The sequence below is a fragment of the Chromatiaceae bacterium genome (assembly GCA_016714645.1).
Classification (GTDB): Bacteria; Pseudomonadota; Gammaproteobacteria; order Chromatiales; family Chromatiaceae; genus M0108.
In genome coordinates this window covers 333,764-350,446 of record JADKCI010000001.1, presented here as the reverse complement: position 1 = coordinate 350,446, position 16,683 = coordinate 333,764, and the positions used below count along the sequence as shown (strand labels likewise).

Below are 16,683 nucleotides of genomic sequence, written 5' to 3'. Positions count from 1 at the left end.
TCAGCGCACCTGTCCCAGCAGCCCGGCGCCCTGGGTGACGACGCGCTCGCCGTCGGCGAGCCCCGAGGTCACCATGGCGCTGGCCGCATCCAGGGTGGCAAAGCGTACCGGACGCGGCACGAAGCGCTCCGCGGCCGTATGGACCCAGGCCACCCACTCGCCGGCGCCGTTGCGCACCAGGGCGCCCTGAGGCACCGCCGCGCCTCGGGCGGTGCGCGCGGTCTTGGCGATCACCTTGAGGGGCTGGCCGACGGCCACCGGGGCACTGGCCGAGGCGACGCGAAAGAGCAGCGGTATGGCTTGTTCGCGCAGTTGCCGGCCGCCGCCGACGAACCGCAACTCCAGGGCACCGCCGGGAACTGGGGCGCTGGCCGAGGCGATCCCCTCCACCAGGGTCGCGTCATAGGCCAGGGCCTCGACCGCCAAGCGCCCGGGGTCAACGACCTCGAACAGGACCTCCTTGGTCTCCACCACCTGCCCAGCCACGACGTTGGCCGCGCCGACGACCCCGGCCACCGGGGCAAGCAGGGGCTCCGGGGCGCTCAGGCTGGCCCCCACGGCGGCGCGGCGCTTCTTCAGCGCCTCCAACTCGAAGCGGGCCGCCTCCACCTCTTTTTTCGGCACGGCATCGGCGAGCTGCTCCTGACGCCGCAGATCGCGCTCGGCAATGGCGAGTTTGGATTCGAGCTCCGCGAGTTGTGCCTGTTGATTGCCGCGGTCGATGCTGTTGCTCGCCGGTTGTAGATAGGCCAGCACCTCGCCTTTGGTCACCCGTTGGCCCAGGGTCGGCAGGCCCCGCGGACCTGGCTCGATGCGCCCGGACTGGATGGACTGGACCCGCCCGCCGGCGTTGGGATCGGCGATGACCTTGCCGTTGAGCTCGACGGTGGCGGCCAGGTCCTCGACCCGCGCCATCTGGGTACGCAGGCCCCATTGGTGCTGCACCGGCTTGGGTACGAACAGGCTGCCATCGGGGAGGCGTTGGGGCGAGGCGGAGGCTGCCAGCGCGACGTCGGTCGCAGTCGCCAAGACAGGAGAAGCCGCTGGCCTTGCGTCCTGACCATGGTCCTCATCCCCGTGGCCCGCGGCCCGCCCGGCGGCGAGGGCCAGGAGCACAGCCCCGAGGGCGCCGAAAAGGCGTTTTCTAGGCATGCGCATGGCCCCCCGCCCGCCCCGCTTCGGTGCGCGTGCGCCGTTGGCGGCGGCGTGCCGCCAGGACCCCGACGCCTGCCAGCAACAGGACCCCCGCACCGCCCGCCAGTATCCGCACATCCCACGGCGACGCCCAGCATCTGGGTTGCTCGGCGACCGCCGCGGGCTCCGCAACCTCCAGGGTTGCGGTCAGCAGATCGGCGACATCGCTCACCTGCACGGAAACGACCAGCGGGTATCTACCGGGGGGACCGAAGGGCCCGGCGGGCACCGTATAGAGACCGGGGGCGGCCTGGGTCGCGACCGCCCGGAAGATTCCGCTCTCTACCTCGACCTGGGCGCCGGCGACCGGCTCGTTGGTGGCGAAATCGTCGAGGTAGAGGGTCAGTTGCCCGTCCGCGAGGACCGCAACCAACTCCAGCGCATCGGTCTGCGCCTCGGTACGGGACCCGGCCTCCACGGAGGGGGCAGGCGCGGCTGGGGCGCTGTGATCCTCGCCCTCATGGGCCCAGGCGGGCGGCGCAAGGGCCACAACGATCAGGCATGCCGTGAGGCATTTCATAGAAGGACTCCTAGCATGTCAGAAACGGGATTAGACAGCGGCGATGCAGCAAGCCCAGGCAAACAGAGACCTGCCTGGACCAGGCGACCCGTTACTCCGTGCGCTGGTACTGGAAACCTTTCCCGGGCGGACCGACCTGAATCCAGATGCGTCGGTTCTTCATCAGGAGCGTCCTGCCGTCCTTGAGGTCCATCTCCACACCGTCTTTCATCGACAGGGGCTTGCCGTGGGCATCGATCATTCGCATCGTCCCATCCGGATGCACATACAGGGTTGAGCCATCCTTCAGCTCGTATCGGTCCGCAGGCGGTTCGGCAGCGATCGCCGCGAACAGGGCGGTCGTCAACGCTACTGCCATTAAGCTCTTGAATACTCGCATGGGTGTTCTCCTTTCGAATTTGACAGACAAATAGACCGGCCAACGAGCGCTTCCTTGGAGCCGGCTTCGAGCATCCTGCTCATGGTTGACAGTCTGGCTTGCGGTACCCGACGGAGTGCTGTCGGAGCGATGACAAAGCGGTCATTTTCAAGCCAGCTCGAACGCCTCGGTGTTTGCCCCTGTGCGGGACCCGACGTCGACAGCAAGGGCGGGCGCCGCCTGGGTGCTGCCGTCTTCTCCCTCCTGTGCCTACGCGGGCAGGGCGAGGCGGTCATCCAACCAGTACATAGCGAATCTCCTTAGAGCCTGTAGGGCGGTATGTGCCCCCCTCCAACGCCTGGGGGTCTGAGGCAGCCAGGCAAGTGGTGGGGGAGGGGTTCCCGGCAGTCGGCCCGGTGTCCTGGATTTACCTTGCCGGTACCCTTCAGCAGTTGAGATCCGCGTTGCCAGCGTTGTCACCACAGAAGCCGTTGTAAATTTCCTTGGTGATGCTTCCGGAGCGGCTGGCAGCCCCCCTGGTGCGGGCCGCCGGGGACAGATCCGCCGTGTCGGTGCGGCTCTCGAACACGGCCATGTCATTGACGCCGGGCTGGGCTGCGACCGCCCGATCAGGGTGGGGCTCACCCAGGTCCGGGCTGCCCTTGGCCAGGCCGCGGTAGACGTCGTCGGCGCCGACACTGGCGGCGAACAGGGCGATGGCGATGGTTGCGAGTAGTCTCTTCATGTTATCTCTCCAAACTAAACAAACGGACTGGGAGCCCAACCGGTATCGTTGCGCTTCCTCGCAGCCGGTTGAGAAGGTTGAGCACGTCCTGCTCATGTGTATATTCTGGGTTGGGGGTACCAACGACATGCTGACAGCCCGATGACAAAGCTGTTATCGATCAAGAGCGTGTATTCGGGAGGCGGTTTGGAGGGGAAACGATGAAGATCCTGGTCGTCGAAGACGAGCCCAAGACGGGCGACTACCTGAGGCAGGGCTTGACCGAGGCGGGCTTTGTCGCAGACCTGACGCGCGACGGCTGGGACGGCCTGCACCTGGCCACCAGCGGTGGCTACGATCTGGTCATCCTAGATGTAATGCTGCCGGGGCTGACCGGCTGGCAGGTCCTGGAGGGGCTGCGCCGGACGAACCGCGATCTGCCGGTGCTCTTCCTCACCGCCCGCGATCAGGTGGACGACCGGGTCAAGGGGCTGGAGTTGGGCGCCGACGACTATCTGGTGAAGCCCTTCGCCTTCGCCGAGCTGCTGGCGCGCGTGCGTACCCTGCTGCGCCGTGGCCGCACAACGCCGGAGCCGAGCCAGCTTGCGGTCGCCGACCTGGAGATCGACCTGTTGCGGCGGCGGGTCCTGCGTGCTGGCCGGCGGATCGACCTCACGGCCAAAGAGTTCGCCCTACTGGAGTTCTTCGTCCGCCGACGCGGCGAGGTCCTGCCGCGCTCCCTCATCGCCTCGTCGGTGTGGGACATGAACTTCGACAGCGACACCAACGTGGTGGAGGTGGCCGTCCGCCGGCTGCGCCTCAAGGTGGACGAAGGCTTCGAACCCAAGCTGATCCAGACCGTGCGCGGCATGGGCTATGTGCTGGAGGCGCCGGAGTGAAGGCCCTGTCCCTGACCGCGCGACTGAGCCTGCTCTTTGCCCTGTCCGCGGTGGTGGTGCTGCTGGGGTTGGGTTGGGTGGTGGCGCGGTCGGTTGAGGCCCACTTCCTGGAGTTGGACCGTCACGAGATGGAGGGCAAACTCGCCCTGGTGCGCAACCTGCTCGCGAAGGTCCAGACCCCAACGGACTTTGCCGCCCTGCCCCGGGAGCTGGACGACGCCTTGGTCGGCCACCCAGGCTTGGCGGTGCGGGTGCTGGCCCCGGATGGGGCGCTGCGGTTTGCCACCGGGGAGGTGCAGGTCCCGGCCGGGGAGGCGGCCGGGATCGGCCTGGCCCAAGGGCGGTGGAGACTATGGCAGGAGGGTGGGCGCTGGTTCCGCACCCTGACGGCGGGTGCGCCGACGGGGCTGACCCCGGACCGACCCGATACGGTCGTCATTGGGCTGGACATCAGCCACCACCGGCACTTCATGGCCGGGTTCCGCCGCACCCTGGCCATGGCGATGGCACTGGCCGCCCTGCTCACCGGGGTCCTGGGTTGGGCCGCCACCCGGGCGGGACTGCGCCCGTTACGGCGGGTAACGGCCCTGGCCTCGACCCTGGAGGCCAGCCGGCTCGGGGCGCGCCTGCCCGAGGCCCGGGTGCCGGCCGAGATCGAGACGCTGGTGGTCGCCTTCAACGCCATGCTCGCGCGGCTGGAGGACAGCTTCAGGCGTCTGTCCGAGTTCTCCGCGGACATCGCTCACGAACTGCGCACCCCGGTGGGCAACCTGATGATCCAGACCCAGGTGGCACTCTCCGATGCGCGCACCCTCGACCAGTATCGAGAAATCCTCTATTCGAGCCTGGAAGAGTACGAGCGCATGGCGCAGATGATCAGCGACATGCTCTTTCTCGCCCAGGCGGACAATGGGCTGCTGAAACCGAGCACAACCGCCGTGGATCTTGCCGCCGAGGTCCGTGACCTGTTCGACTGCTTCGATGCCTGGTCGGACGAACGCGGTGTCACCCTCGCCCTGGACGGTAGCGCCGCCGCCGTAACCGGAGATCGTCCGATGCTGCGCCGCGCCCTGAGCAATCTACTCACCAATGCCATCCGTCACACCCCGGCCGGTCAGAGCGTGCAGGTCTACCTAGAGGCAGACACCCAGGGCACTCGGATCACCTTCGAGAATCCCGGGGTACAGGTCCCGGCCGAACACCTGCCGCGGCTATTCGACCGCTTTTACCGCGTCGATCCCGTCCGCCGCCGTCAAGGCGAAGGCGCCGGGCTAGGGTTGGCCATCGTCAAGTCCATCGTCACGGCCCATGGCGGAACCATCGGGGTCACATCGAGCGAGGGCGGAACGCAGTTTGTCATTGTCTTGCCCCGGATGGGTTAAAGGGTCTCGGTGCCGGCGGCCTTGTTCGCCATCATCGACGACCCCATGCAGCTCGACCCGGGCACCCTGGCATTGATCGCCGAGACCATGCTGGAGAGCATCGTCGGTGCCCTGGCAGCACTGACGCCGCGCCAGCGCGGTCGCCGGGGTTACACACGCGCTGCCCAAGGCCCCGGGTGGCGGAGTTGGAGCGCGCAGTCGCGCGGTGGCGCCCGCGCCTGATTCAGGCGGAGACCCTCCTTGATGTCCCAAAAAACGTCTCGCTGTGGTCGGGGATCGGCCCCAGCCCGCGGGTGAGCGCCGGCAGAGCTTGATGGCCGCGGCCGAGACGCTGGGCAACGGGGTCGGCGTGGCGCGTGCCTGCCGGGCCCTGGGGGTGGCGCCTGCCAGCCGCTACCGGCAACGCGCCCGAGTCGCGGCGCCAGCGCGCCCGACGCCGCCGCTCACACTCACCCCCGAGGAACGCGATCACGCCCTGACGATCCGGCACACGGAGCGCTGCGTCGAGGCCTCCCCCCACACCAACCACGCTAAAACCCACCGCCGCCCCGCTGTCAGCAACGATAACCCTTGCAGCGAGTCCCACGTCAAGACGCTGAAGTACCGACCCGATGGCCCCGAGCGCTGCGGCGGCATCGCCTTCATGGCCCCCGACGGTGTCCACCACGGCCGCGTCGCAGACAGCCTGGCCGCACGCTCACGCACCCTGACCGCGGCCTTCGAGGCCAACTCAGCACGCTTCAAGGGGCAGCAACCGACCCCGCGGCAACCCCGAACGCCGCCTGGATCAACCCGCCGCCACCAGCGCTTCCCGTCGACCCCGAGGCGCCCAAGGCGCCCCAGGAACAACCCTCATTTCGATACCCCAGTGTCTCATTTTCATTGACACATTCTGGCGCTGATGATCATGGTCTTGTTCGGCTCCGCCACAAGCAGGCTGCGGGCGCGATAGGCACCCACGGCGGTCAGGCTGAAGCGGACATAGTCCCGGGCACGCATGACGTCAGCCCCCGGACCGGGCCGCGACCGGGCTAAAACTCAGGGCATCTTCCAGGGACATGGTTCACCCGCGATGACGGTAGATTGCCGATGGGCGGCAGGTTGTCGGGGTTGACTTAGAGGTGCCTTCGTTTAAGACGCGGGCTCCAGGTTTTGCGCCACCGGCTTACCCCAAAGCCAGAAACTGGTCTGGTGTCACGCCAGCCTGGCGCAAAATAGCTCTCAGCGTGCCTTCGGGTAGATCGCCCGGGTGGTTCGGTATGGTGGTGTAGAGGCCCGTTTGCGGGTTGTACCAGATCTCATGACTGCCAGCAGCCTGGCGATCAAAGACAAAACCAAACTGCTTCAAGCGGCGCACGATGTCGCGATAACGGAAGCCCGATAACCGGCCCATGGAATACGCTAGGCGCCAATAATCAAGGGATAGTCAAATGAAGGTTCAAGTGGCTGCAACGGGACCACCCTATGACGTTCTTCCTGTGCTTCAAGCAGGCGCCGGGCTACATCCTTAGCAATATCCAATGTCTCCTGCACGGTGCGCCCCTGGGCTACAAGTCCTTGAATATCATCGGATGTCGCCAGAAAGCCTCCTTCATTGAGGGATTCGATATGGATTTTAAGCATTTTTTCCATGGTAACGCACCCTCAAAACACAGCTCGACAAGGTAGGGCTAGCAGTTTATAGGGGCTAGCCAAAGGTTGCACTCACCGCGCCCGCAACGGCTCCGCCGCCTCAATCCTCCCCCAAGTGTAAAAAATGGAGAAAAGGCCAGGTTCGCGTTCTATTTGCGCCCGATCAGCAGGCTAACGTCTGTTGGCTCGGATCTCTGCTCCAACCCCTTCTGTTCAGAACTGAAATGGGTTCGTTTGGTAATTTGGACCTTTTTGAGCACCCAGTAGGCCGGCCACGGGCGAAAAAACCGCGCCAAGGCGCGAAAAGAGGCCAGGATCGGGTTGAATAGCAGGTTGGGCGGTCAGGCTGAAGCGGCCATAGTCCCGGGCGCGCAGGGCGTCAACCCCCGGACAGGGCCACCACCGGGTCCAGGCGCGCCGCGCGCAGGGCCGGCAGCAGGCCGAAGAGGAGCCCGGTGGCCAGGGAGACCGCCGCCGCCGCCAGCGGTGCCCAGAGGGGCGTGACCAGGCTGAAGGCCGGGACCTGGGCGTTGAAGAGGGCAACCGCCCCATAGGCGACCAGGATGCCCAGGGCCGTCCCCGCCAGCGCCAGCAGCAGGGCCTCGGTGAGGAAGAGGGCGAGGATTTGCCGCTGGGCCGCGCCCAGGGCCTTGAGGAGGCCGATCTCCGGGGTGCGCTGGGAGACGGCCACCAACATGACGTTCATGATGAGCACTCCCGCCACCAGCAGGCTGATGGCGGCGATGCCCGTCACCGCCAGGGTCAGGGCATTGAGGATTTTGTCGAAGGTGGCCAGCAGGGCATCCTGGGTAATGAGGGTGACATCGTCCTCGCCCTCGTGGCGTTCACGCAGGATGGCGAGGACGGCCTCCTCGGCGGGGGCCAGGGCGGCGCGGCTGCGGGCCTGGATCAGGATGCGAAAGAGGGCCGGGCTATCGAAGAGGGCCTGGGCGGAGGCGACCGGGATCAGGGCCGTATCGCCGAGATCCGCCCCCAGGGAGAAGCCAGCGCTTTGCAGGAGGCCGATGACCCGGAAGCGGCGATCACCAATACGGACCCATTGGCCGAGAGGGGACTGCTGGTCGAAGAGTTCCCGGGCCAGCTTCTCGCCCAGGAGGGTGACGGCCTGACCCTGACGGGGATCGCCCGGCGGCAGGAACTGGCCCTGGGCCAGTTCGATCTGGCGCACCGGCTGGAAGTCGGCGGTGGTACCGACGATGTTGGCCTCCCGTTCCCGGTTGCCGTGGGAGACCGGGGCCGACCCCAGGCTGAGGGGTGCGATCCGTTCCACCAGGGGCGAGCGCAGCAGGGCCAGGGCGTCGTCCAGGGTCAGGTCCCGGGCCGTCCCGCCGATCAGGGGCGGCGGTCCGCCGGTCGTTTCGCTACGCCCCGGCAGGACGATGAGCAGGTGAGTACCAAGCTGGGTGAACTTGCCCGAGACATAGGAACGCGCCCCCTCCCCCAGGGAGCTCAGCACCACCACCGCCGCCGTCCCCAGCCCCATGGCCAGCAGTGTCAGCCAGGTCCGGGCAGGCTGGCTCGTCAGGGACCGCAGGCTAAAGGTCAAGGCATCTTTGAGGCGCATGAATGTTTTGGGAGAGACCGGTTATAGCGGCGTTTCAGAGAGGTTGGACACTCGGCCAAGGTAAGCGAATATACTCGACTGCCAGCAAAAGCAGTGACCCAAATGATCGCCCTTGAGGAAGAGGCAATGACAACCGCCGTACGCTACGAAGATGATGTGGTCACCTGGTCCAGCGAACAGGCGCGCCTGCTGCGCGAGGGCCGGTTCGACCTCTTGGATATCGCGCACCTGGCCGAGGAGATCGAAGACGTGGGCAAGAGCGAACAACGAGAACTGGCCAACCGTATGGCCATCCTCCTGGCCCATCTCCTCAAGTGGGAGCAACAGCCCCCGCGGCGAGGGGCAAGCTGGCAAGTTACCATCCGCAATCAGCGCCGCGGCATCGCCCGCCGCCTGGAGGAAACTCCGAGCCTGGGCCCCAAGCTCGCCGAACCGGACTGGTGGGCCGGTGTCTGGGATGACGCCACGGCTCAGGTGGCCGAGGAGACGGGATTATCGGATTTTCCCGATACCTGTCCCTGGAGTAGGTTGCAGGTATTGGATCAAGCCTGGTTGCCGGACTGACCTGGGGATGCCGTATTCTTATGTTCGATTTTAGATGAAGTTGAGGACTTCCAGGGCGAGTCCCGCCGGGTGGCTGGGCAGCAACCAGGCGACGGGGATCTCGGCGTCGTCGACGATGAGCCGCGGGAGGTCCCAGCCGGGCGCGGTCCTGCCTTGCCCGCCGAGGGTGCCGAGGTCTCTCGATTGACTTCAGGCAGAGCGATCAGGTGCTGGTAACCGCGACTTAGTCGTATACGGATTCGTGGTCACCCACATTCAGCAAAATAATCTCTTGCTCGGAAATCAGGAGATCTATCGTGATGCGATAAGACATGTTGATAGACACCGAGTAAACCCCTTGCATCCGGCCACGTAACGCATGCAGGCGCAGAGAAGGATGAAACGGGTTGAGCTCAAGAAGCTGTAGGGTCTTCAGATAGGTGGCGCGAAGCTCCGAATGTTTTTTCAGCCACTTAGCCGCGCGCCGATTGTAGCTGTCTGTGAAAACGAGCGAAAAGCTCATTCCATCGTATCCAGTCGCGCCAGGTGCGCCTCAGCCGACTCCTTGATCACTCGCCCGGCGGCAACATCCGCTTTGGCCTGAGCCAGCGCAGCCTCCAATTCGCACTCGCGAAGATAGTGGTACTGCGCCAGTTCCATAACCACAAAGCGATCTTTACCGCGCACCGACACCAGCGCCTCGGCGTGTTCGCTCAGGGCCGCCTCGATCGCGGCAATACCTCGAGTTTTCAGATCATTTGCACTGACATGGCTCATGGGAAGCGTCCATCATGATTTAAATCGTGTCGCTGAGCGTGCGCTTAATAGCACAGTTCGACAGCTGATTCGATACCCCTAACGTCGAGCAAGGATACCTCGCCCGCTACGCCATTGCTGATCTACTCAGGTTTAGGTGCAGCGCGCCGCTGGTACCAGTCGTAAGCATCCCGCAGCCCCTCCTCCAGCCCGATGCGCGCCTCCCAGCCCAGGGCCTTGAGGCGCGACACGTCCAGCAGCTTGCGCGGGGTGCCGTCGGGCTTGCTGGGGTCGAAGTCCAGCCGCCCCTGGAAACCGGTGACGCGGGTGATGGTCTCCGCCAATTCCCGGATGGTGACATCCACGCCACTGCCGACGTTGATGTGGGAGAGCATGGGCCGGGTGTGGGCCTGGTAGCGGGCTGGTGCCAACTCCATGACATGGACACAGGCGGCGGCCATGTCGTCGACATGGAGGAATTCCCGGCGCGGGGTGCCGCTGCCCCAGATGGTCACCTGGTCGGCGCCGGTGCGCACGGCCTCGTGGAAGCGCCGCAGCAGGCCGGGGATGACGTGGGAATTCTCCGGGTGGTAGTTATCGCCGGGGCCGTAGAGGTTGGTGGGCATGACGCTGCGGTAATCGCGGCCATGCTGGCGGTTGTAGCTCTCGCACAGCTTGATGCCGGCGATCTTGGCGATGGCGTAGGGTTCGTTGGTCGGTTCCAGGGTGCCGGTGAGGAGGGCCGCCTCGACCAGGGGCTGGGGGGCGAGCTGCGGATAAATACAGGAGGAGCCGAGGAACAGCAGCTTCTGGACGCCCTGGGCATGGGCGGCCTGGATGAGGTTGGCCTCGATCATGAGGTTCTGGTAGATGAAGTCGGCCGGGTAGCTATTGTTGGCGTGGATGCCACCAACCCGGGCGGCGGCCAGATAGACCTGGTCGATGGGGTGGTCGGCGAAGAAGCGGTTGACCGCCGCCTGGTCGAGGAGGTCGAGCTGGGCATGGCTGGCGGTGAGGAGGTTACGGTAGCCTAGGGCGCCCAAGCGGCGGACCAGGGCGGAACCGACCATGCCGCGATGGCCGGCGATGTAGAGGGTCTGGTCCAGGTCACGGGGCATGGGGTCAATCCTCCACCGAAATGGGCGTATCGTGGCCATGGGCCTTGAGGAAGGCGTGGCGACGGGCGATCTTGAGGTCTTGGGCAACCATCTCGGCACACAAGTCCCGGACGGATATCTCGGGCACCCAGCCAAGGCGTTCCTTGGCCTTGGTGGGGTCGCCGAGGAGGGTCTCCACCTCGGTAGGCCGGAAGTAGCGCGGATCGACGCGCACGATACTGTCGCCGGGCTTCAAGGCCGGGGCCTGGTCACCCTCGATACGGTCGACGATGGCGTGCTCGTCCAGGCCATGTCCTTCAAAACGCAGGGTGAGCCCCAGTTCCGCAGCCGACCAGCGCACGAAGTCGCGCACCGTATGCTGGACGCCGGTGGCGATGACGAAGTCCTCGGGCTGGTCCTGCTGGAGCATCAGCCACTGCATGCGCACATAGTCCTTGGCGTGGCCCCAGTCGCGCAGGGCGTTCATGTTGCCCAGATAGAGGCAACGCTCCAGGCCTTGGGCGATGTTGGCCAGGCCGCGGGTGATCTTGCGGGTGACGAAGGTCTCGCCGCGGCGGGGGCTCTCGTGGTTGAAGAGGATGCCGTTGCAAGCGTAGAGGCCATAGGCCTCGCGATAGTTGACGGTGATCCAATAGGCGTAGAGCTTGGCGACGGCGTAGGGGCTGCGCGGGTAGAAAGGGGTGGTCTCGCGCTGGGGGACTTCCTGGACCAGGCCGTACAGCTCGGAGGTGGAGGCCTGGTAGAAGCGGGTCTTTTTTTCCAGACCCAGAAAGCGGATGGCCTCCAGCAGGCGCAAGGTGCCCATGGCGTCGACGTCGGCGGTGTATTCCGGGGACTCGAAACTCACCGCGACGTGGCTCTGGGCGCCGAGGTTATAGACCTCGTCGGGCTTCACCTCGCGCAGGATGCGGGTGAGATTCGAGGAGTCGGTCAGGTCGCCGTAGTGGAGGCGGAAGGCGGGCTGGTCGCAGTGGGGGTCGACATAAAGATGATCCACCCGCTGGGTGTTGAAGGAGGAGGCACGGCGCTTGATGCCATGGACCTCATAGCCCTTCTCCAGCAGGAATTCAGCCAGGTAGGAGCCATCCTGACCAGTGATGCCGGTGATGAGAGCGCGTTGGGTCATGATCCTGATTCCTGATCGAGTTGGGGCAAATGGTTGGCTGAGGACTGCAACCGGCGGCCAGCAGCCGATGGGCCTGCTCGGCTTCCAGCCCCTGGACAATGGAGGGCAAATAGCCCCAGCGCGTTACTGCTTTCGCGCCAGGTCCTGATTCGCCAGCAAGGCCCGGCAGGCGGCGGGCATGGGCGGGGCGGGCTTGGCCTCGCCACCTCTTTTCGGCTTGCGGGCCTCCTCGGTAAACCACCAGGCCAACTCGGCACCGCAGCCCTCGCCGGCACCGATGGGGGACTGGTCCTCGCAGGCCGGGCTATCCTTGGGACACTTGAGGCGAACGTGGAAGTGGGCGTCGTGTCCCCGCCAGGGGCGGAGCTTGCGCAGCCAGTAGCGATCCCCGGTCTCGCTCTCGCACAGGGCCTGCTTGATGGCGGGGTTGACGAAGATGCGCTCGACGCGGGCATCCTCGGCGGCGTGCTTGAGCAGAAGCCGCTGGTCCTGACCCCAGAAGCCATTCACCACCAGGCCATCGGCCCTGACCATGGAGGGCGGACTTCGGGACTCGGGATAAGCCCGCTGGGCCTGGCTGGGGGAGTCGGCGAACTGGAACCAGACATCCAGATCCAGGCCATTCTGGTGGCTGCGATGGGAGGAGGACATGAGACCGCCGCGCGGTTGGGAGAGGTCGCCGATCATGACATAGCGGCCGGTACGCTGGGCCTGGTCGGCGCCCAGATCCCTGACGAAGGCCAAGGTGACGGGATGGCCGAAATGACGCAGGCGCTCGCGGCGAATCTGGACAAAACCCTCGCCCTGGACCGGCAGCGAGGCCGCTCCGGCCAGACAACCATTGGCGGCTTCCCCGATGGCCGCGGGGGGGCCGGGCGAAACGGCCCGGACCTCTGCCCAGGGACTGGCCTGGGCGGCGGGGGCGAGGGCCAAGGCCAGGCGCACGCCAGCGCTAACAACAAAGGGTAACAATTTCATTCTTGCCCGCCTAGGCATGGCCGATCAGTTCATCGACATGGGTGCTGACGCAGCGGCCCAAGGCGTTCAATTCGTAGCCGCCCTCCAGGCAGGAGACGATGCGCTCGTGGGCGTGCTTGACCGCCAGGTCATGCAGTTTACGGGTAATCCAGCCAAAGTCGGAGGTATGGAGATTGAAATGGGCCATGTCATCCTCGGCGTGGCCGTCGAAGCCGGCGGAGATCATGATCAACTCCGGCGCGAAGGCATCGAGGCGCGGCAGCCAATGCTCCGTCACCGCCGCCCGGTAGGTCGGGCCGTCGGTCAGCTTGGGCAAGGGCAGGTTGGCAATGTTGCTGGCGTCGGTCTCCCAGCCAGGACCCGGATAGAAGGGGTGCTGGAAGCTGGAGCAGAAGAGGACCCGCTCGTCGCCCTCGAAGATGTTTTGGGTGCCGTTGCCATGGTGGACATCGAAATCGATGATGGCGATGCGCTGGAGGCCATACTTGGCCAGGGCGTGGGCGGCCCCGACGGCGACATTGTTGAAGAAGCAGAAGCCCATGGAACGATTGCGTTCGGCGTGATGCCCCGGCGGGCGGACGCAGCAGAAGGCGGCGTGGTGCCTGTCGCTCATGACCAGGTCAACCGCCATGATGGCGGCGCCGGCGGCGCGCAGGGCGGCGGGGAGGGTGCCGATGCTCATGGCGGTATCGCCGTCGATCCAGGCCAACTGGCCATCCATCCCGGGCGCCGAGTTGAAAATGAGGTCGACGTAGTCCGGGTCGTGGACCCGCAGCAACTGCTCCCGGGTGACCTCGGGGGCATCATAGTGGGTGACCAGCATTTCCATGCCGGAGGCGATCATGCGATCGGCGATGGCATAGAGCCGCTCCGGGCACTCCGGATGGTGGCCGCCGGGCTTGTGCTCCTGGCAGAGAGGGTGACCGATAAAGGCGAGGTTCATGATGCTTTTCTCTCCCCGTTTTGCTTTCGATTATTAGCGCCCCTGTCCTAACGGGCAAGGCTTATTATCAGGTATATTGATGACCCTTGGGACGCGGGTTCCGGATGGTCCGCCCCCCCGCCACCACCTTTTAGCTTAACCCGATCGCACCACGCGATTCGACTTCTATCCCTTAATTTCCACTAAAACCCAACCAAACCCATAAAGGGACTCCCATCGTGAAGCTGTCAGACGTGGATCCGCTGTTCGTTCCCACCGGCGTTGCCGTATTCGGCGCCAGCGACAATCCGGAATCCATGGGAGGCCTGGTCTTCCGCAACCTGATCGAGGGCGGATTCAAGGGACCCTGCTTCGCCATCAACCCCAAATACGAAGAGGTCGCCGGCAAGCGCAGCTATGCCAGCCTGGAGGAGGTCGATAAGCCGCTCGATCTGGCGCTGATCGCCACCCCCGCGCCGGCGATACCCGGCATCCTGGGCCAATGCGGCGCCAAGGGCGTGCACATGGCCGTTATTTATTCGGCGGGCTTCGCGGAGGCCGACGAGGCTGGCGCCCACCTGCAGGACAAGATCGTGGAAACGGCGCGGCGCCATCGCATCCGCGTTCTCGGCCCCAACACCCTGGGCATGCTCCGGCCCCAGAACCGCCTCAACGCCACCTCCGGCGTCGCCACCCAACTGGTGAGCGGCAACGTCGCCCTGGTGTCCCAGTCCGGCGCCGTCTGTAGTGCCATGCTGGATTGGTCGGTGCCGCGCCACATCGGCTTTTCCTCCATGGTCTCCCTAGGCGCGGCGGCGGATGTGGACTTTGGCGACGTACTCGACTTCCTGGCCCTGGACGCCCACACCCAGTGCATCCTTTTATATGTCGAGGGCATCCGCGATGCCCGCCGCTTCATGAGCGGCCTGCGCGCCGCGGCCCGGATCAAGCCGGTGATCGTGGTCAAGGCGGGCCGCATGGCGGCGGGCTCCCGCGCCGCCAAGTCCCACACCGGCGCCTGGGTCGGCTCGACCGAGGTCTTTCGCGCCGTCATGGAACGCGCCGGGGCGGTCCAGGTCGATGCCCTGCACCAACTCTTCGCCGCCGCCCATGTCTTCGGCGCCAACAAACGCCTGGGCGGTGACCGCATCGCCATCATCACCAATGGTGGCGGTCCCGGCGTGCTCGCCGCCGACCGCGCCGCGGAACTGGGCCTGACCCTGGCCACCCTCTCGGAAGAGACCAACGCCAAGCTTGGCGAGGTTCTGCCGAGCTGCTGGTCCCATGGCAACCCGGTGGACGTCCTGGGCGAGACCACGGTGGACAACTACGGCAAAGCGGTGGAACTCTGTCTGGCCGACAGCGCGGTCGATGGCGTGGTGGCCATCCTGGCCCCCCTGTCCATGACCAATACCACCGGGGTGGCCCAGCGCCTGGTCGAAATCGCCAAAAAGACCCGCAAGCCGGTGCTGGCCTGCTGGATGGGCGCGGGCCTGGTCGCCGAGGCCGTGGCCCTCTTCGCCCAGAACCGAGTGCCCCATTTCGAGAGCCCGGAACAGGCGGCGGAGGCCATGTCCTACCTGGCCAACTACCACCGCAACCAGAAGCTCTCCATGCAGTACCCCGGCCCCCTTTCCGAGCGCCGCAACCCCGACGTGGAGGGGGCGCGCCTCATTATCGAGGGCGTCATGGCCGAGGGCCGCAAGACCCTGGGCATCGTCGAGGCCAAGGCCATCCTTTCCGCCTTCCGCATCCCGACCATGCAGGCGGTAGCGGCGCGCTCCCCCAACGAGGCCCTGATGGCGGCCCAGGCCCTGGGCTTTCCGGTGGTGATGAAGATCAGCTCGCCGGATCTCACCTACAAGTCCGACGTGGACGGGGTGCGGCTCAATATCCGCGACTCCCAGACGGTGCGCCGCACCTACTCCGAGTTGGTGGAGCGGGCCAAGGCCATGCGCCCCGAGGCCCGCATCGCGGGCGTCACGGTGGAGCACATGGTCTCCGCCCGCGCCGCCCGCGAACTCATGATCGGCGTCATGCGCGACCCCATTTTCGGCCCCATCATCAGCTTCGGCGCCGGTGGCATCGAGGTGGAGGTGCTGGAGGATCACGCCGTGGGCCTGCCGCCGCTCAATGACTTCATCATCGAGACCATGATTAACCACACCCGGGTCGCCCGGCTCATGGGGGCCTTCCGCCACATGCCACCCATGAACCGCAAGGCCCTGGCGAAGATCCTACAACGGGTCTCGGAGATGGTCTGCGAGTTGCCGGAGATCATCTCCATTGAAGTCAACCCGCTGATTGGCAACGACAAAGATGTCATTGCGGTGGACGCCCGCATCCAGGTCCAGTATCGGCCACCCCAGTTGCCGCCCTATGGTCACATGGCCATCCACCCCTACCCGGTCCACCTCATCGAGCGGGTGCAGATGCCCGACGGCACCGACCTGGTAATTCGCCCCATCCAGCCCGAGGATGCCCAGATGGTGCAGAACTTCGTGCGCGGCCTGTCGGAGCAGACCAAGTACTATCGCTATATGCAGGCCATCAAGGAACTGACACCGGAAATGCTGGTGCGCTTCACCCAGATCGACTATGACCGCGAGATGGCCCTGATTGGGGTCAAGGAGGAGGGCGATGGCGACGAAATGGCCGGCGTCGCGCGCTATTCCTCCCATCCCGGCGGCGAGACCTGCGAGTTCGCCATCGTCGTCTCGGATAGCTGGCGGGACCGGGGCATCGGCGCCCGCCTCATGCGCTCCCTGATGCAGAACGCCCGCGACCGGGGTTTCCGCAACATGGATGGCGAGGTGTTGACCGCCAACAGCCGCATGCTGGCCCTGATGCGCTCCCTCGGTTTCCGGATTGAACGCGATCGTCAGGACCCTGGGGTGCAATTGGTCGAAAAGGTGCTCTGATTTTGTCCCGCCGGCGGGGGGAAGC

General features: G+C 65.6%; 19 protein-coding genes. 6 read left to right on the top strand and 13 right to left on the bottom strand.

The genetic code is table 11. The features are described 5' to 3' along the window. The 4 genes from IPN92_01620 to IPN92_01605 all read right to left on the bottom strand — a co-directional run bounded on the left by IPN92_01620 (position 1) and on the right by IPN92_01605 (position 2,817). Positions 1-1,158, bottom strand: coding sequence for an efflux RND transporter periplasmic adaptor subunit (locus IPN92_01620; GenBank protein MBK8637019.1), 1,158 nt, complete (start codon positions 1,156-1,158; stop codon positions 1-3). Then, positions 1,145-1,714 carry a hypothetical protein gene (locus IPN92_01615; GenBank protein MBK8637018.1) on the bottom strand — a complete coding sequence of 190 codons (570 nt, stop codon included), beginning with the start codon at positions 1,712-1,714 and terminating at the stop codon, positions 1,145-1,147. Before IPN92_01615 ends, IPN92_01620 begins: the two co-directional genes overlap by 14 nt. Positions 1,715-1,805: 91 nt before the next feature. After that, positions 1,806-2,093 (bottom strand): CopK family periplasmic copper-binding protein, encoded by a 288-nt coding sequence (locus IPN92_01610; GenBank protein MBK8637017.1) that lies wholly within the window; start codon positions 2,091-2,093, stop codon positions 1,806-1,808. A 424-nt stretch (positions 2,094-2,517) separates the two neighbouring features. Next, positions 2,518-2,817, bottom strand: coding sequence for a hypothetical protein (locus tag IPN92_01605; GenBank protein MBK8637016.1), 300 nt, complete (start codon positions 2,815-2,817; stop codon positions 2,518-2,520). A gap of 200 nt (positions 2,818-3,017) precedes the next feature. Between IPN92_01605 and IPN92_01600 the strand changes: the two genes are divergently transcribed. The 4 genes from IPN92_01600 to IPN92_01585 all read left to right on the top strand — a co-directional run bounded on the left by IPN92_01600 (position 3,018) and on the right by IPN92_01585 (position 5,963). After that, on the top strand, positions 3,018-3,695 hold the full coding sequence (locus IPN92_01600; GenBank protein MBK8637015.1) for a heavy metal response regulator transcription factor: 678 nt from the start codon (positions 3,018-3,020) through the stop codon (positions 3,693-3,695). Next, on the top strand, positions 3,692-5,077 hold the full coding sequence (locus tag IPN92_01595) for a heavy metal sensor histidine kinase (protein MBK8637014.1): 1,386 nt from the start codon (positions 3,692-3,694) through the stop codon (positions 5,075-5,077). Before IPN92_01600 ends, IPN92_01595 begins: the two co-directional genes overlap by 4 nt. A 21-nt stretch (positions 5,078-5,098) precedes the next feature. Beyond that, complete coding sequence (locus tag IPN92_01590) at positions 5,099-5,299, top strand: hypothetical protein (protein MBK8637013.1); 201 nt, start codon at positions 5,099-5,101, stop codon at positions 5,297-5,299. A 91-nt stretch (positions 5,300-5,390) separates the two neighbouring features. Then, on the top strand, positions 5,391-5,963 hold the full coding sequence (locus IPN92_01585; GenBank protein ID MBK8637012.1) for a hypothetical protein: 573 nt from the start codon (positions 5,391-5,393) through the stop codon (positions 5,961-5,963). A gap of 279 nt (positions 5,964-6,242) precedes the next feature. Here IPN92_01585 and IPN92_01580 read toward each other — a convergent pair whose 3' ends face one another. From IPN92_01580 to IPN92_01570, 3 genes are all read right to left on the bottom strand, one after another. Further along, positions 6,243-6,470, bottom strand: a complete 228-nt coding sequence (locus IPN92_01580) for a type II toxin-antitoxin system HicA family toxin (GenBank protein ID MBK8637011.1) — start codon at positions 6,468-6,470, stop codon at positions 6,243-6,245. An 8-nt stretch (positions 6,471-6,478) separates the two neighbouring features. Further along, the gene (locus tag IPN92_01575) at positions 6,479-6,709 is read right to left on the bottom strand and encodes a type II toxin-antitoxin system HicB family antitoxin (GenBank protein ID MBK8637010.1); all 231 of its coding nucleotides are present in this window, start codon (positions 6,707-6,709) and stop codon (positions 6,479-6,481) included. Positions 6,710-7,088: 379 nt separating this feature from the next. Further along, positions 7,089-8,294 (bottom strand): ABC transporter permease, encoded by a 1,206-nt coding sequence (locus tag IPN92_01570; protein MBK8637009.1) that lies wholly within the window; start codon positions 8,292-8,294, stop codon positions 7,089-7,091. A 126-nt stretch (positions 8,295-8,420) separates the two neighbouring features. Here IPN92_01570 and IPN92_01565 point away from each other — a divergent pair, with 126 nt between their 5' ends. Further along, a complete protein-coding gene (locus IPN92_01565) occupies positions 8,421-8,858 on the top strand; it encodes a DUF29 domain-containing protein (protein MBK8637008.1) in 438 nt (145 codons plus the stop codon). Positions 8,859-9,081: 223 nt separating this feature from the next. On the opposite strand, the gene IPN92_01560 is transcribed toward IPN92_01565, so the two are convergent. The 6 genes from IPN92_01560 to IPN92_01535 all read right to left on the bottom strand — a co-directional run bounded on the left by IPN92_01560 (position 9,082) and on the right by IPN92_01535 (position 13,758). Then, entirely contained in the window at positions 9,082-9,360 is a 279-nt protein-coding gene (locus tag IPN92_01560) for a plasmid stabilization protein (GenBank protein ID MBK8637007.1), read from the bottom strand. Next, positions 9,357-9,614 carry a type II toxin-antitoxin system Phd/YefM family antitoxin gene (locus IPN92_01555; protein ID MBK8637006.1) on the bottom strand — a complete coding sequence of 86 codons (258 nt, stop codon included), beginning with the start codon at positions 9,612-9,614 and terminating at the stop codon, positions 9,357-9,359. Before IPN92_01555 ends, IPN92_01560 begins: the two co-directional genes overlap by 4 nt. 122 nt (positions 9,615-9,736) lie before the next feature. After that, the gene (locus IPN92_01550) at positions 9,737-10,711 is read right to left on the bottom strand and encodes a GDP-L-fucose synthase (GenBank protein MBK8637005.1); all 975 of its coding nucleotides are present in this window, start codon (positions 10,709-10,711) and stop codon (positions 9,737-9,739) included. Between the two features lie 4 nt (positions 10,712-10,715). Continuing rightward, complete coding sequence (gene gmd / locus IPN92_01545) at positions 10,716-11,837, bottom strand: GDP-mannose 4,6-dehydratase (GenBank protein ID MBK8637004.1); 1,122 nt, start codon at positions 11,835-11,837, stop codon at positions 10,716-10,718. Positions 11,838-11,960: 123 nt separating this feature from the next. Continuing rightward, a complete protein-coding gene (gene mepA, locus IPN92_01540; protein MBK8637003.1) occupies positions 11,961-12,833 on the bottom strand; it encodes a penicillin-insensitive murein endopeptidase in 873 nt (290 codons plus the stop codon). Continuing rightward, entirely contained in the window at positions 12,826-13,758 is a 933-nt protein-coding gene (locus tag IPN92_01535; GenBank protein ID MBK8637002.1) for a histone deacetylase family protein, read from the bottom strand. Before IPN92_01535 ends, mepA begins: the two co-directional genes overlap by 8 nt. Before the next feature lie 218 nt (positions 13,759-13,976). Between IPN92_01535 and IPN92_01530 the strand changes: the two genes are divergently transcribed. Next, positions 13,977-16,658 (top strand): bifunctional acetate--CoA ligase family protein/GNAT family N-acetyltransferase, encoded by a 2,682-nt coding sequence (locus IPN92_01530; GenBank protein MBK8637001.1) that lies wholly within the window; start codon positions 13,977-13,979, stop codon positions 16,656-16,658. Positions 16,659-16,683 lie beyond the last annotated feature (25 nt).

Coding starts and splice junctions, on each gene's coding strand:
- IPN92_01585 (MBK8637012.1), top strand. CDS start 5,391: ATGGCCGCGGCCGAGACGCTGGGCAACGGGGTCGGCGTGGCGCGTGCC.
- IPN92_01560 (MBK8637007.1), bottom strand. CDS start 9,360: ATGAGCTTTTCGCTCGTTTTCACAGACAGCTACAATCGGCGCGCGGCT.
- IPN92_01570 (MBK8637009.1), bottom strand. CDS start 8,294: ATGCGCCTCAAAGATGCCTTGACCTTTAGCCTGCGGTCCCTGACGAGC.
- IPN92_01605 (MBK8637016.1), bottom strand. CDS start 2,817: ATGAAGAGACTACTCGCAACCATCGCCATCGCCCTGTTCGCCGCCAGT.
- IPN92_01580 (MBK8637011.1), bottom strand. CDS start 6,470: ATGGGCCGGTTATCGGGCTTCCGTTATCGCGACATCGTGCGCCGCTTG.
- IPN92_01575 (MBK8637010.1), bottom strand. CDS start 6,709: ATGGAAAAAATGCTTAAAATCCATATCGAATCCCTCAATGAAGGAGGC.
- IPN92_01550 (MBK8637005.1), bottom strand. CDS start 10,711: ATGCCCCGTGACCTGGACCAGACCCTCTACATCGCCGGCCATCGCGGC.
- gmd (MBK8637004.1), bottom strand. CDS start 11,837: ATGACCCAACGCGCTCTCATCACCGGCATCACTGGTCAGGATGGCTCC.
- IPN92_01600 (MBK8637015.1), top strand. CDS start 3,018: ATGAAGATCCTGGTCGTCGAAGACGAGCCCAAGACGGGCGACTACCTG.
- IPN92_01555 (MBK8637006.1), bottom strand. CDS start 9,614: ATGAGCCATGTCAGTGCAAATGATCTGAAAACTCGAGGTATTGCCGCG.
- mepA (MBK8637003.1), bottom strand. CDS start 12,833: ATGCCTAGGCGGGCAAGAATGAAATTGTTACCCTTTGTTGTTAGCGCT.
- IPN92_01610 (MBK8637017.1), bottom strand. CDS start 2,093: ATGCGAGTATTCAAGAGCTTAATGGCAGTAGCGTTGACGACCGCCCTG.
- IPN92_01565 (MBK8637008.1), top strand. CDS start 8,421: ATGACAACCGCCGTACGCTACGAAGATGATGTGGTCACCTGGTCCAGC.
- IPN92_01535 (MBK8637002.1), bottom strand. CDS start 13,758: ATGAACCTCGCCTTTATCGGTCACCCTCTCTGCCAGGAGCACAAGCCC.
- IPN92_01620 (MBK8637019.1), bottom strand. CDS start 1,158: ATGCGCATGCCTAGAAAACGCCTTTTCGGCGCCCTCGGGGCTGTGCTC.
- IPN92_01615 (MBK8637018.1), bottom strand. CDS start 1,714: ATGAAATGCCTCACGGCATGCCTGATCGTTGTGGCCCTTGCGCCGCCC.